The sequence below is a fragment of the Citreicella sp. C3M06 genome, from assembly GCF_018860705.1.
In the GTDB taxonomy this organism is placed as follows: domain Bacteria; phylum Pseudomonadota; class Alphaproteobacteria; order Rhodobacterales; family Rhodobacteraceae; genus Salipiger.
Window position 1 is genome coordinate 37,072 of record NZ_JAHKQA010000014.1, and the last position, 13,093, is coordinate 50,164.

Annotated in this window: 13 protein-coding genes; 7 read left to right on the forward strand and 6 right to left on the reverse strand. The window is 65.2% G+C overall.

Annotated elements, in window-relative coordinates; all coding sequences use genetic code 11:
* Positions 1–756: 756 nt before the first annotated feature.
* The 3 genes from KO516_RS03825 to KO516_RS03835 all read right to left on the reverse strand — a co-directional run bounded on the left by KO516_RS03825 (position 757) and on the right by KO516_RS03835 (position 3,997).
* Positions 757–1,608: a hypothetical protein gene (locus KO516_RS03825; RefSeq protein ID WP_216002489.1), complete on the reverse strand. Its 852-nt coding sequence runs from the start codon at positions 1,606–1,608 to the stop codon at positions 757–759.
* Between the two features lie 107 nt (positions 1,609–1,715).
* Entirely contained in the window at positions 1,716–2,186 is a 471-nt protein-coding gene (locus KO516_RS03830; RefSeq protein WP_216002490.1) for a hypothetical protein, read from the reverse strand.
* A gap of 800 nt (positions 2,187–2,986) precedes the next feature.
* Positions 2,987–3,997 carry a YeiH family protein gene (locus KO516_RS03835; RefSeq protein ID WP_252737379.1) on the reverse strand — a complete coding sequence of 337 codons (1,011 nt, stop codon included), beginning with the start codon at positions 3,995–3,997 and terminating at the stop codon, positions 2,987–2,989.
* Positions 3,998–4,094: 97 nt separating this feature from the next.
* Here KO516_RS03835 and KO516_RS03840 point away from each other — a divergent pair, with 97 nt between their 5' ends.
* The 3 genes from KO516_RS03840 (at position 4,095) to KO516_RS03850 (ending at position 6,274) form a co-directional block, all read left to right on the forward strand.
* The gene (locus tag KO516_RS03840) at positions 4,095–4,982 is read left to right on the forward strand and encodes a LysR family transcriptional regulator (protein ID WP_216002492.1); all 888 of its coding nucleotides are present in this window, start codon (positions 4,095–4,097) and stop codon (positions 4,980–4,982) included.
* 241 nt (positions 4,983–5,223) lie between these two features.
* Positions 5,224–5,406, forward strand: coding sequence for a hypothetical protein (locus KO516_RS03845; RefSeq protein WP_216002493.1), 183 nt, complete (start codon positions 5,224–5,226; stop codon positions 5,404–5,406).
* A 22-nt stretch (positions 5,407–5,428) separates the two neighbouring features.
* A complete protein-coding gene (locus tag KO516_RS03850; RefSeq protein ID WP_216002494.1) occupies positions 5,429–6,274 on the forward strand; it encodes a transglutaminase family protein in 846 nt (281 codons plus the stop codon).
* 26 nt (positions 6,275–6,300) lie between these two features.
* Here KO516_RS03850 and KO516_RS03855 read toward each other — a convergent pair whose 3' ends face one another.
* Positions 6,301–7,509 carry a M20 family metallo-hydrolase gene (locus KO516_RS03855; protein ID WP_216002495.1) on the reverse strand — a complete coding sequence of 403 codons (1,209 nt, stop codon included), beginning with the start codon at positions 7,507–7,509 and terminating at the stop codon, positions 6,301–6,303.
* Positions 7,510–7,681: 172 nt separating this feature from the next.
* Here KO516_RS03855 and KO516_RS03860 point away from each other — a divergent pair, with 172 nt between their 5' ends.
* The 4 genes from KO516_RS03860 (at position 7,682) to KO516_RS03875 (ending at position 11,342) form a co-directional block, all read left to right on the forward strand.
* Positions 7,682–8,620, forward strand: a complete 939-nt coding sequence (locus KO516_RS03860; protein WP_216002496.1) for a phosphotransferase — start codon at positions 7,682–7,684, stop codon at positions 8,618–8,620.
* Positions 8,617–9,567, forward strand: a complete 951-nt coding sequence (locus tag KO516_RS03865; RefSeq protein ID WP_216002497.1) for a choline/ethanolamine kinase family protein — start codon at positions 8,617–8,619, stop codon at positions 9,565–9,567. The genes KO516_RS03860 and KO516_RS03865 overlap by 4 nt, the downstream gene beginning before the upstream one ends.
* 129 nt (positions 9,568–9,696) lie before the next feature.
* On the forward strand, positions 9,697–10,503 hold the full coding sequence (locus tag KO516_RS03870) for a DeoR/GlpR family DNA-binding transcription regulator (protein WP_216002498.1): 807 nt from the start codon (positions 9,697–9,699) through the stop codon (positions 10,501–10,503).
* Positions 10,500–11,342: a helix-turn-helix domain-containing protein gene (locus KO516_RS03875; RefSeq protein WP_216002499.1), complete on the forward strand. Its 843-nt coding sequence runs from the start codon at positions 10,500–10,502 to the stop codon at positions 11,340–11,342. Before KO516_RS03870 ends, KO516_RS03875 begins: the two co-directional genes overlap by 4 nt.
* A 105-nt stretch (positions 11,343–11,447) precedes the next feature.
* Here the strand turns inward: KO516_RS03875 and KO516_RS03880 are convergent, their stop codons facing one another.
* Positions 11,448–11,870, reverse strand: a complete 423-nt coding sequence (locus tag KO516_RS03880; RefSeq protein ID WP_216002500.1) for a MarR family winged helix-turn-helix transcriptional regulator — start codon at positions 11,868–11,870, stop codon at positions 11,448–11,450.
* 135 nt (positions 11,871–12,005) lie between these two features.
* Positions 12,006–13,046 (reverse strand): substrate-binding domain-containing protein, encoded by a 1,041-nt coding sequence (locus KO516_RS03885; RefSeq protein ID WP_252737380.1) that lies wholly within the window; start codon positions 13,044–13,046, stop codon positions 12,006–12,008.
* Positions 13,047–13,093: the final 47 nt, after the last annotated feature.

Consider the following 13,093-nt stretch of genomic DNA (forward strand, 5'->3'; position numbering starts at 1 on the left):
CGCTGCGGGCCGACTGACCGTCAATAGCGTTGTGGGAACAGGCTGAGTCGAAAAAGCTGGATTGCCCTGTGGCGCAGCAGGTTGCACGGGGGGTTACTGAGTCCGGACACCGACGGGGAGCCTGCGTCCGGACCCAAGGGCCACGACGGCCCTGAACACAACCAAACACCTGTACCAAATTGTCAGACCGGTACATCGAGACCCTCCGGTAAAGTGGCGAAAAACCACCCGGCTGCCGACGGGAATCTGCGGCACCGAAGAGCGAGCTTAATAATAAGGTGACACCGCGGCGGGCAAAGCGCCCATAACCACGACGCCACCTTCAAAGGGCTTTCTGAAAACAAGTGAAGGAAATATCGAACCTTCCGACTGAAACAACTTACGTAGGGAAAGTGCCATGCAACATGCGATTCCCAAACGTCGAATCTTGGGAAGAAGTCGCGTGTTTGACATATGCCGGTGTTTGCATGAGATTTGCATCAAGCCCGCCATGCGTCTGGACAGGGAGCGGCCTTGTGCAACACAGGCCGCTGGCATCATTGACTGGCATCTGCCGCTGTTTGCCCTACCTCAACGCGTCTCCCATTGCCTGCGAGGGTAGGGCGCGGAGCATAATTCAGCCATGTTTTAAGTATTTGAAAACGCAGGTATTTGCGCTGCACGGGTCGCTGTCTGTGTTACGTCGCTGTGCTACAGTTGTAGCACACAGGGGCAGGGTACCGAGTTTGGTCGGGTGGGCTAAGCGGTTGCTGGAGGTTAGCTAGGAATAAGTGTGGGTTCTCGATCTGGTCCGGCGATCAGCCGCCTCATTGCTGAGCCGTGGAGCTCACGGACGTCGATGAGCGCGGCTGCCACCTTACGTAGCTGGTCGATGTGTGGCGTGAGGAGTTTCGCAGCGTGGTTCATGGCCTGACCCAGTTTTGCACGGACCCTCTGCTTCTCTTCCTCTGTCAGCCTGTGCATGTCGGCTGGCCCGAACCAGCCGTCGCCGTTGCGGCTGAGGCCAAGCTCACGGTCCAGCTGCAAGATCAGGGCGGTTGCCTGGGCGAGGTCGCTTTCCTTATCTCCTCCTGCGCCGCCAGAGATCGTGCCAAGCACAAGCCTTTCGGCGGCGCGACGGCTCATGAGGATCTTTAGCTCGTTCTCGATCTCCTCGACCGTAAGTTCGGCGAACGTCGAACGGCGCTCGGTCAAGCCATTGCTATCGGAGAGGTTGAGCTTCACGACAGATCCCGGCACCAGCAGTTCGGCAGCAAGGGTGTGGCCGGATTCATGGACGGCGATACGGCGGAGCAGTTCCGGGTTGGGCCGATCGATCCCGAGGTGTCGGCGCATCAGGTCGGTTGACATGGGCAGCCGTTGCCGCCGCGCGTCCGCGGTGGCGGCACGCAATGCGGCGTCGAGTTCGGCGGGGGTCTTGCCGACCAGCTTCTCGGCGAATGGATCGAGCTTGCTTTGCCGCTCCGGCGTCGCGAATTTCGGCTCGATCGTGCCTGCGTTCAAATACTTCTTGATAGTATTGCGCGACATTCCCGTCCGCCGCGCAATCTCGCGCAGGGGCAACTTATCCCGCAGTGCCATACGTCGGATGATGTTCAAAAGTCCCATGTGTATCACTCCAATGTCCCCCGCTGCGCATGCCGCTGGGGGAAAGGTCACATGGGTCAATTCTCAATGGAAATCATGCCGCCACCCGGGTCACTTCTGGGTGGACATCAACAGCGATGTTCCATGAACTGCCCGCGCAGCGCGTTGATGCGGGCGTTGCGGTGTCGAACCAACAGATCGCGCGTTTTCAAGACCATGGATCTGGCCTGCTGCCGGGCGGATTTCACCGGCACGAACCGCATGGTCAGAGGCAGCACGGCCTGGGCGACGGGATCGGCGTCATTCGCGTCGTGTGTCTGCCGCGTCACAAAGGGCGTCACGGAGATCGGCGGGATGAGCCGCACCTCGGGGCCAAGCGTCATGAATTCCCGCCTCCAATCGTGCGACGACGCGCAAGCCTGCATGGCGACAAGGCAGGGCGGCTGCCCGGCCATGAACCAGGTGAGCTGCGCCCGCCAGAGCGTCTTGCGGAACACGGGCCGCCCTGATGCATCCGCGCCGTGGAGCTGACAAACCGACTGTGCCAAGTCGATCCCGATGACTGTCACGTCTTCCACGGAGATCGCCTGCATGCTCAACACCATCCTCCTGGGACATCGCGATGCCGTTGCAGGGTGAGCTATCCACACCATCAGTGGCCAGAAACCCGGCGGAGCGGGCGGAACAGGATACTGACATCTCGGGTGAATTCCGGCGCCCGGCGATTGCGGCGAGCCCTGCGGTGCTCGTGCAGAGACCCCCAGAGCGCCTGCGCAATGCCTTCCTTCGAGGAGATTTCGCGGCAGAGCGTCCTCCTCTCGGGACATCGCCTGCCGGGCAGTGCATGGCAGACCCGGAGCATCGCACCTTCCCGGATCAGCCGGTTGCCGATCTGCTCGGGCGTCCCGTCGACCGGCAGACGCATACGCAGCATGCTGCCGGGAGGGGGCCGTTCTTGATCCGCTCGACGACTTGATTTCGATGCTGCGGATGCCGGATCAGCTTGCGCTGGCGGGTGCACCGATCGTTGGCTTTTTGATGCGCGGCAGCACCATGGTCGCCGTAATAGCCCGGTCGGCTTTCGTCACTGAACCAGCTCTGCTTGATCTCCCGGTGGCTCGTGGCTTTTGAACGCTGCAACACGCCCGCCATCTCCCGGACGGGGATTCTCACCAGCTACTAGCGTTCGATCTGGACACGTTCCGTGACGCTCAGTTGCCTGTTGCCCACGGTGGCGTGGCAGACTCTCTCCATTGGATAAAACATCTTTTTTCAAAGGGGAGTCGCATTTGAGTCTCGCCCGCACCTGCTGGCCTGACACTCACGTCTAATCCGATTTATGTAAGAACACTCACGATGCACAATGCTACCCCCGCGCGCTGACGTCCGCCGAACTCACTTATTGCCACAGCCTAAGCAGCGTGATCGCCGCGAGGCCGGCGCCGCTGATGAAGATCCAGCCGCAGGCGCCCAGCAGGAATGGTCGCCATCCTTCGGATTTCAGCGCCGAAAGCCGCGCGTCCAGCCCCATCGCCCCAAGCGCCATCGCAAGCATGAAGGTCGATGCCATGGTCAGGGCGCTGATCAGCTCTGGCGGCAGTGCGATGGCCGTGTTCAAGGCAATCGCCCCGAGGAAGCCGAAGACGAACCACGGCACCGCAAGCCGCGCAGGTTGCGCCTCGGTCTTGCCTTTCACCAGCCCCAGCCCAAGGATCATCGGCGCCAGCAGCAGCACGCGGCCAAGCTTGGCGATGGTGGCCAGCTCTCCGGAGGTTTCGCCCAAGGCCCAACCGGCACCAACCGCTTGCGCGACCTCGTGAATCGTCGCGCCGGACCACAAGCCGTAAGCGTTGGCGGACAGATGCAGCAATGGTTGTGCAAGCGGATAGATCAGCATCGACAGCGTGCCAAAGACGGTGACGCAGGCAATGGCATAGGCCACCTCTTCGTCGCGCCCGCGGGTCACGGTGTTCATCCCCAGCACCGCCGATGCGCCGCAGATCGACGTGCCCGCCGCGATCAGCTCGCTCAGAGCCGGCGAGACACCCAGCAACGCACCGGCCCGGCGGATGACGACAAAACTGACGACGACCAGCGCGACGATCAGCGCAGCGCCGCCAAACCCCAACCCGGCGAGATCATCGAAGGTCAGTCGAAAGCCCAGCAGCACGATGCCGCAGCGCAGCACCGGGCGCAGGGCCAGCGCCGTTCCGGGGGCAAGCCGGTGCGTTGGCAGCCCGGCGTTGCCGAGCAGCAATCCCAGCATCAGGGCGACAACCATCGGGCTGACCATCGCAGAGCGGTTTGACAGCTGCCAGAGGCAGACCCCCAGAGCGGCCAGCAGGGCGGTTGCGGCAAGCCCCGGCAGGGCGGGGCGGGCGGTGTTCAGGCAGGTGGTGGCGGCGATCATGGCGGGCATCCTTGTTTGTCCAAAGGATGCGCCGCGCCAATCAAACAATCCAATTCATAATTATTGTACATATCATCGGCCAGATTTATGAAACGGCATGACCCTCGATCAGATCCGCATCTTCTTGTGCGTGGCAGATCTGTGCCATGTCACCCGCGCCGCCGAGCGGCTGAACCTGACCCAGTCGGCGGTCTCTGCGTCGATTGCCGCGCTGGAACGGCAATATGACGTGACGCTGTTCGATCGTGTCGGGCGCGGCATCAGGCTGAGCGAAACCGGGGCGCTGCTGGCAACCGCCGCGCGCCGCCTTGCCGGCGAAGCCGAGGCGACCCGCGCCTTGTTGCAGGATCTGTCCCGCACCCCGCGAGGACGGCTGCGGATCTGGGCCAGCCAGACGGTGGCAAGCTATTGGCTGACGCCGCACATGATGCGGATGCATGCCGCCTTTCCACGGGTCGAGCTGACCCTGCATCCGGGCAACAGCGCCGAGGTGGCGCAGGCGGTTGTGGACGGCGAGGCCGATCTTGGCCTTGTCGAAGGCGTCGCGCCCGGCGGCGCGCTCACGGTGCGCGAAGTCGGACATGACGAGCTGTTGCTGATCCTGCCGCGTTGCCATCCGCTGGCGCGCAAGCCCCGTCTGGGTGCAGAGGAGTATCGCGCGATGCAATGGCTGCTGCGCGAACCCGGATCGGGCACAAGGACGGTGTTCGAGGATCATCTCGCGGCAATGGGGCTTGCGACTGGTGATCTGGACGCGGCCTTGCAGCTGCCGACCAATGAGGCGATCCTTGACGGCGTGCGCGCCAGCGGCTGCGTGTCGATGCTGTCGTGGCGCTCGGTGCGGCAGGCGCGCCATCGCGGGCTTGCGATGCGGCGCATCACCTGGGCGCCCCGCCCCCGCCGGGCCTTTCTGGCGCTGACCCACGCGGGGCGCGCCCAGACCCGGGCGCTGACGCAGTTTCTCGGCCTGCTTGACGCGCAATAAGGCATGGGGCGGGCCTTGTTCGCCCTGTGCGGGCGGGCAGAGCGATTGTGTTTTGGTCGATGACGGTTCCCTCTCGCAATCTGTACGGAAATGGCCCACTGTAGCAACAGGAGACGTGGCCTTCGCCTGTTGCGCCGCCGATCTCCCCGCTCTGCGGACTGGCGCGCCGGGGTCTGGCCTTTGGCCTGAGCATCGCGCCGCCACCGCGCAGAGCACGCGCAGATCCGGGAAAGGATCGACCATGACCACTGCAGACGAGACCCCGCGAAGCGCTGCCAAGCCCGTTCGGGCAGCGAAAGCCGCCGCCAAGACGGCGTCCAAGGCACCGAAGGCCGAGAAGAAATCCATCTTCGACGAAGACTTCTCGCCGGTCGGATCGGAACGCCGCAAAGCGTGGTCGCAATACGACCGCCGGTCGCGCTGACTTAGCCGCGAAGGAACGACAAATGGTGTCTGACACGCCCGCGCAGCATAACCCTGCCGCGTACCGGATTCGGCTTGGCTGCCGTTTCCAGCTTGATTTTCCGCAACCGACCCCGCTGATCGCGATGCTCAACGTGCATTACAGCCGGGTCAGCGAGTTGACCCATGCCGATCACGTCACCACCCAGCCCAGCGTGCCGCAAAGTGGATACCGTGACAGCTTTGGCAACTGGTGCGTGCGTATGGTGGCGCCAGAGGGGCGGTTCAGCATCGGCACCGATACCACGATCCTCGATCCGGGCCATGCCGACATCCTGCCGGGGGATGCTGTGCAATCGCCGGTCGAAAGGCTGCCGCACGACACGCTGATCTTTCTGCTCGGCAGCCGCTACTGCGACACTGATCTGCTGTCGGAAGAGGCGTGGCGGCTGTTTTCCAAGACGCCGCCGGGCGGCGAACGGGTGCAGGCAATCTGCGATTTCGTGCACAATCACATCCGCTTCGATTACCTCGCGGCGCGGGCGACACGCAGCGCGGCGCAGGCCTATGCCGAGGGCACCGGCGTGTGCCGCGATTACGCTCATCTGGCCATCGCCCTGTGTCGCGGCATGAACATCCCGGCGCGCTACTGCACCGGGTATCTTGGCGACATCGGCCAGCCTCTGCCCTATCCCCCCGGCGATTTCGCCGCCTGGATGGAGGTCTGGCTCGGCGGCAAATGGTGGACCTTTGATCCGCGCAACAACACGCCCCGGCAGGGCCGCGTGCTGATCGCGCGGGGCCGGGATGCCGCCGATGTGCCGATGATCCTGACCTTCGGGACCAACACGCTGGCCGGGTTCGAGGTCTGGTCCGACCTCGTGAGCTGAGCGATCACCGCCATGCGCCTGACGCGCTAGCTTGCAAGGCGGCGCAGCATCTCGCGGATGACGGCGCCGCCGTTGCGAAGATCCTCCGGCAGGGTCAATTCCTGCGGGCTATGGCTCAGCCCGCCGACGCTGGGCACAAAGACCAGCGTGCTGGGCATCACGGCGGCCAGCGCCAGCGCGTCATGGCCGGTGATGGTCAGCATGTCGGTGGCGCTGAGGCCAAGCTCCGCCGCCACCTCCAGCGTCAGTGCGACGCCTTCGGGCGAAAGCTGCGTGCCGGGGCGGGCCTCGTCGGTGGCGATCTCGATGGCGCAGCCAAGCGCGGCGATGGCCGGGGTGATCGCCGCCATGAAGCGATCGCCAGCCTCGGTACAGATGCGCTGATCGGGATTGCGGATTTCGAAATACACCGTGACGCGGCTGGCGACGACATTGGGGCTGTCCGGCTCGGCAACGATCTTGGCGGCGGACCAGTGCAGTTGCCCCGGCTCGGCCTCCATCTGGGCATGAAACTCGGTGATCGCCAGCGCCGCCGCGCGCATCGCATCGCGGCGTTTGGCCATGGCGGTGGGGCCGGTGTGCGAGGGCGCACCGACAAAGCTCAGCGTCAGCTTGCGCACCCCCCACGAGGCCGTCACCGCGCCAATCTGCACGCCGGTCTCGTCCAGATGCCCGCCCTGTTCGACATGCAATTCGACGTTGTGCACCGGGGTCAGCCCCAGCGCCCCGTCCCCCAGATAGCCGATCTGCGCCAGCGCCTCGCCCATGCTGACCCCGAGCCGGTCGCGCAGGCCAAGCGCAAACTCTGCCGTGTACTTGCCGGTGAACACCGAGCTGCCGGTCAGGCTGGGCTGGAACCGCGCGCCTTCCTCGTTGGTCCAGTTCACCACGGTCAGGTTATGGGCATAGCGCCCGCCTTCGGCATAAAGCGCCGAGGCCGCTTCCAGCGCCGCCAGCACGCCCAGCGAGCCGTCGAAGCGCCCGCCGGTGGGCTGGCTGTCCAGATGCGAGCCGCACAGGATCGTGCTCTGCGCCCCCGGCGCGGTGGCGAAGGTCGCGAACATGTTGCCCACCGCATCGGTGCTGAGGCTGGCACCGCGCGCGGCGGCGATCTGCGCGAAAAGCTGGCGGGCGGCACCATCCTCGGGGCTGCCGGTCAGGCGGCACACGCCCTTGTCCGGCGTGGCCCCGATGGCGGCAAACCGGTCAAGAAGGGCGATCAGATCGTCTTGCATCATGGCTCCTCGGGGCTGTTGCCCGGCCATCCTGCGCTGCCCGCGCGCCCGCGCACAGGGGCGCAGGCACATCGGCATGACATGGTGGACGCAGGGACAAAAGCCGCGCCCATCAAGGCAGGACAGCCCGCGCCGCCCGTGCCACCATGACCCCCGCAACAGCGAGGACCCAATGGACATCGAGCAGATCATCCGCAGCCTGCCCGGCTGGGAAGACCGGGCCCTTGTGATCGAGGCCGCGATCCCGGTGCTTGCCTCGCCCTCGTGGCGCGGCGTTGACGGCGCGCCGCTGGTGGCGCGCGATACGCAAACCGGCGCGCAGCTGTTCATCAAGCAATTGCACGCAGACACCGCGTTCTACATCGACGCCGACGCGGCGTTTCAGGCCGCCCGCATCGCTGGCGAGGCCGGGGTCGGGCCGCGCGTGCTGTTTGCCGATGCCGGCGCGCGGGTGCTGGTCAGCGAATATATGGGCGAGGGCTGGCGCACGGCGGGGCTGGAACATGCCGCTGATCCGGGGTTCATCGACCGTGTGCTGGCGGCGCGGGCCAAGCTGGCCGCAGGCCCCGCCCTGCCCGCGCGCGCCGATGTCTTTGCCGATCTGCAACGCTTTGCCGCGCTGATCGCCGACAGCGGCGCGCCCACCGCCCCCGATCTGCACTACGCTTACGACACCGTGATGCTGGCGGCGGAGCGCGCCTCGGGCGATGCGCCGGTGCCGATCCACGGCGATGGCAACCTGTCGAACGTGCTGTTTCACACCTCGGGTGAGATCCGCCTTGTGGATTACGACCGCGCCGGTATGGGCAGCCCCTGCGAGGAGCTGGGCAGCGCGCTGGTCGAGATGTGCGCCTTCGAGCCGCCCGCCCGCGCCGCGTTTTCCCGCGCCGCTGCGCGCTTTGGCCTGCCGGACAGCGACGAGGTGTTCGACCGCATCCGCCTGTGTGGCATCGCCGATGATCTGCGTTGGGCGATGATCGGCATGCTGATGGGGCATCTGAGCCCGCGCAAGCACGAGGAATTCTACAAGTTCGGCCTGTGGCGGATGGTGCGTCTGCGCGCCGCCCTGCGCGACCCCCGCTTTGGCGAGAGACTGAGGAGCGTGGCATGACCCCCAAGCGCCGCATCGGAGAGGCCCGAACCCAAAACGAGCACAGCGCCGAAGCCGCGATCCGCAGCGTTCCGGGCTGGCAGGGTCGCGAGGATGATATCGTCTACCGGATGATGGTTGGCGGGCTGAACAATCACAACTGGCACATCTCGGTGGCGGGCGATCCGCGCTCATATTTCCTCAAGATTCCCGGCGCGGGCACCGAGATATTCATCAACCGCGCCACATCCTACGAGGCGGCGGTGTTCGCCCATGGCGTCGGCATCGCGCCAGAGGTGATCTTTCACGACCCGGCCAGCGGCACCGAGGTTCATGAATTTCTCGAAGGCCACACCACCTGTACCACCGCCGATTTCATGCGCCCCGAGGTGCGCGATCAGGTGATCCGCTTGTTCCGCACGCTGCATTCCGGCCCGGTGCTGAGCGAGGTCAAGACCATCTTCGATCTGATCGACGAGCATTTGCAGCAGGCCGCCGAACTCGGATCCTCGATGCCCGAGGATTTGCCATGGCTGCTCTATCACTATGAAAAGATCCGCGCCGCCTTTTCCGCCTCGGGGATGGATCTTGTCACCTGCTACAACGATCCGATGCCGGGGAATTTCCTGTTCTCGCCAAGCGGCGAGCTGAAGCTGATCGATTACGAATTCGCTTCGGCGAACGAGCGCAGCTATGACATCGGCGTTTTTGCCTGCGAAATGTTCCTCGAGGAAGACGAGACCGATGCGCTGATCGAAACCTATTTCGGGCAGGTGACGCCGCAGATGCAGGCGCGGGTGGCGCTGTGCCGCATCCTTGCCGATCTGAAATGGGGCTCCTGGGCGGTGGTGAATCGCAGGCTGTCCGACTGGGATTTCGATTTCCAGAAATACGGGTTGTGGAAATACATGCGCGGGCGGGCGCTGATCAGCGATCCGCGGTTTGATCGCTGGCTGCGGCTGGCTTGATGCCCAAATAAGCGGCAGTCATCCACGGGTGCCTGCCTTTTCACCGGCCATTTACTTGAATATTCAATTTTCAACGCGAAGAGTGATCCCCGGACGGCCGAGGCCGACCGTTATTTCCCGTGGGACCGCATGGCCGACCAGATCCTCTCTTCCCCCCGCCGCCCTAGGGCCGCCCGTCAGGATAGAATCCTGACCAAGCTGCGCGCGCAACCGGCGCTGCGCGCTTCGGAACTGGCGCAGATACTGGATGTCTCGCACGAGACGATCCGGCGCGATCTCATCGATCTCGACCGGCGCGGGTTGTTGCGCCGCACCTATGGCGGCGCCGAACGCCCGCTGCGATTCGAGGCGCCGCTGGCTGAACGTCGCAGCATGCATGTGCAGGCGCGCGCCCGCATCGGCAGCGATGCGGCGGCGCAGATCACGCCCGGACAGGTGGTGATGATCGGCAGCGGGGCGACCTGCTGGCACGCGGCGCGTGCGCTTGCGGCCAGTGGCCGGCAGCTCACGGCGATCACCAATGACCATCCCGTCGCCGAGGCGCTGTGCGACAACCCGTCGGCGCAGATCATCACCCTTGGTGGCCGCCTGAACCCGTCCGAACGCTACGCCTCGGGGCCGCAGGCCATCGAAGAGCTGACCCGTTACCGCGCTAACTGGGCGATCCTTGGGGCGTCGGGGGTCGATAGCCTTGGCGTGCATGACATCGATGATCTTGCGGCGGGCATCTGTCGCCACATGATCCGTCAGGCCCAGCGGGTGGCGATCGTGGCCGACCGTTCGAAATTCGACCGTCCCGCGCTGGCCCGCATTGCTGGCTGGTCAGAGGTCGATCTGCTTGTCACCGACGCCGCGCCCGACGGTGCGCTGGCGACGACCCTCGCCGCCCATGGCGTCGACGTCCTTCACCCTTGCGAAAACAGACCGGATCCATGACCCTTCAACATCGTGCCCTGACCGCTTCGGGCGGGCTTCATCTTTCACTCGGCCCGGTCGAGATCCTGCGTCGCGGCGAGGCGCAGGCCCGGCTGATCGCCGGGTCGGCTCCAGAGCCCTGCTATCATCTGATCTTTCCAATGCAGGCGCCGCTGCAGTTCTGCCAATCGGGGCTGACTGGCGACATAAGGCCCGGCGGCTATGTGCTGCTGCGCGGAGATCGCTTTTACGAGCTGCGCTCGGCCAGCGATCTGGCGCAATGGGTGGCGGTGCTGCCGGCCCGCGCGCTTCAGGATCGGCTTGTCGCCGCCGACACCCATGTCGGTGGGCGCTTCCGCCCCGATCCGCAGATGGCGGCGCTGGTCTCGCGCACGATCTCGGCCACGGCGCAGGTGTTCCGCAGTGGCCCGCCGCCGCGCCCCGAGGCGCTGGCGGCAGAGATCGTCGCCCTCGCCGCGCTGATGCTGGGTGCCGAGGAAGACGGCGGCGCGCCGGTGCGCAGCGGGCGCACCCGCACCCGGCAGCGCATCATGGAGCATATCGAACGCCACCTGCCCGACCCCGAGCTGACCCCCGACAGCATCGCCCGCGCCATGGGGATCTCGCGCAGCTATCTATACGCGCTGTTTGCCGATGGCGGCGAGACCGTGTCGGGCTTTGTGCGCAGCCGCCGCTTGCAGGCGGCCTACGAGCTTCTGGTCGGCGATGCCAAAGGCGGGCTGGCGATTTCCGAGGTCGCCTACCGCACCGGGTTTCGCAGCGCGGCGCATTTCTCGCGCAGTTTTTCGCGACGCTTTCAGGCCACGCCCCGCGACATCCGCGCCGGAGCCTCGCGCTGAGCGCGCCCTTGCGGGCGGTGACCCCGGCATTTGACGGCGAAGCCCGGCCGACAGGGGGCGGTGGCGCTTGGCGGGTCGTCCTCGACACCTCGAACGGGGTGGGGATCACCCCGCGTTGAGATCCGCCAGAATCCGCCGCACGTCGCCAAGCTCGTCCGAGCCAAAGGCCTCGGCGATGTGGCGCTCGTGATCGTCGCCGACGTTTTCAAGCTCGCGGCACAGCGCCACGCCCTTGGACGACAGCGCAACGCGCACCTTGCGGCGGTCCTGCTCGTCGGGAACGCGGAACACCAGCGCCTCGCGCACCATGCGGTCGATGATCTTGGTCAGGGTCGCCGGTTCGACCAGCACCCGTTCGGCAAGATGGCCCATCGGCAGCGGGCCTTCTTCTTCGAGCGATTTCAGAACCCTGTACTGTTCGATCGCGATACCGTTGGCCGACAGGCGGCGCGACAGGTCCTCTTCGATCAGCCGGTTCGCCCGCGCGATGAGATAGCCGAGCTGCTCGGTAAATTTAGGATCCGCCATCGTGCCTCCTTGGACCACCTGAAAACTGTCAAGGGTTTAGCACTCAGGGTTGAACTAATCCACAACATTTGAAACGGACAATACCATCTTGCCAACAGCCGCCGACGTAAAAGTCACAGTCCGGCTGGCCAGATCTCAGGAAGAAAACGCTGATCTGACGACGAAATCGATGCCCTCTGCCTCGGCCAGCCGCACCCCGGCGGCGGCATCGCTGCGCCCGATCATATGATAGGCGCGATCGCGTTGCAGACGCGGGCGCAGGAAATGCGCCATTTGGCAGCCATCGATGCGCCCGACCTGCCGCGCGATGGCGGCAACAAGGTAGATCGCGTCGTAACAGCCAACCGCATTGGCGGTCATCGTCGGGCGCTGCCCGGAAAAACAGGCGTCGTAGCGTTCGGCCAGCGCATCGCGCCCGTCACCCCGGCTGGTGTCGAAATAGGCCTGCGCGGCGAAGAGGTTTTCGGTTCCCACGTCGGCCAGCGCCAGCAACTGCGTCTCGTCAAACGCCAGATTCAGACGGATGACACTGCTGGCAAGCCCGTCTTCGGCGAAGGCCCGGTTGAAGCAGACGGAATCCTCGCCCAGCATGGCGATGACCACCACATCGGCGTGCGCCTTGCGGATGGCGTCAAGCACCGGGGCGTAATCGCGCTGGCCCAGCGGCATCAGCGCCTGCCCGACAAAGCGCCCCCCCGCGCCCCGCACCGCCTCTTCGGTGGTGCCATGGGCGACGCGCGGCCAGATATAATCGTTGCCGACAAAGAAGAACCGCTTACCACCGCGATGCTGCGCCAGCCAATCAAGCGACGGGTTCAGCACCTCGCTATCGGTGATGCCAAGCGGCGCGGTGCCGGGCCCGCAAAAGCCGCCCTCGTAATGCGGTGTGTAGATATAGGGGGCCAGCCCGGCCAGCCCGCGCCGCACCGCGGGTCGCAGATCGCTGGATTGCAGACCGATCACCGCGTCGACGTTTTCATCCAGCGCAAGGCGCTGCGCCGCCTTGCAGGCGCTGTCGCGGCTTTCGCCGGAATCGACTTGCACGATATCGATTTCCTGCCCAAGCACGCCGCCCGCGGCATTGAGTTCGGCGGCGGCCAGAAAAGCGCCGCCCTGACAGCCAAGGGTCCAGATGCCGGCGAGGCCTTCGTGCGAGAGGATGAGACCGATTTTCATGACGTATAGCGGTAGCGCAGGTTGGACCTCCGCACAAATCCTGTGGA

Excerpts from the sequence above, each read along its gene's own strand:
- KO516_RS03825 (WP_216002489.1), bottom strand. The coding sequence starts at position 1,608 with ATGGGACTTTTGAACATCATCCGACGTATGGCACTGCGGGATAAGTTG.
- KO516_RS03835 (WP_252737379.1), bottom strand. The coding sequence starts at position 3,997 with ATGATCGCCGCCACCACCTGCCTGAACACCGCCCGCCCCGCCCTGCCG.
- KO516_RS03840 (WP_216002492.1), top strand. The coding sequence starts at position 4,095 with ATGACCCTCGATCAGATCCGCATCTTCTTGTGCGTGGCAGATCTGTGC.
- KO516_RS03845 (WP_216002493.1), top strand. The coding sequence starts at position 5,224 with ATGACCACTGCAGACGAGACCCCGCGAAGCGCTGCCAAGCCCGTTCGG.
- KO516_RS03850 (WP_216002494.1), top strand. The coding sequence starts at position 5,429 with ATGGTGTCTGACACGCCCGCGCAGCATAACCCTGCCGCGTACCGGATT.
- KO516_RS03855 (WP_216002495.1), bottom strand. The coding sequence starts at position 7,509 with ATGCAAGACGATCTGATCGCCCTTCTTGACCGGTTTGCCGCCATCGGG.
- KO516_RS03860 (WP_216002496.1), top strand. The coding sequence starts at position 7,682 with ATGGACATCGAGCAGATCATCCGCAGCCTGCCCGGCTGGGAAGACCGG.
- KO516_RS03865 (WP_216002497.1), top strand. The coding sequence starts at position 8,617 with ATGACCCCCAAGCGCCGCATCGGAGAGGCCCGAACCCAAAACGAGCAC.
- KO516_RS03870 (WP_216002498.1), top strand. The coding sequence starts at position 9,697 with ATGGCCGACCAGATCCTCTCTTCCCCCCGCCGCCCTAGGGCCGCCCGT.
- KO516_RS03875 (WP_216002499.1), top strand. The coding sequence starts at position 10,500 with ATGACCCTTCAACATCGTGCCCTGACCGCTTCGGGCGGGCTTCATCTT.
- KO516_RS03880 (WP_216002500.1), bottom strand. The coding sequence starts at position 11,870 with ATGGCGGATCCTAAATTTACCGAGCAGCTCGGCTATCTCATCGCGCGG.
- KO516_RS03885 (WP_252737380.1), bottom strand. The coding sequence starts at position 13,046 with ATGAAAATCGGTCTCATCCTCTCGCACGAAGGCCTCGCCGGCATCTGG.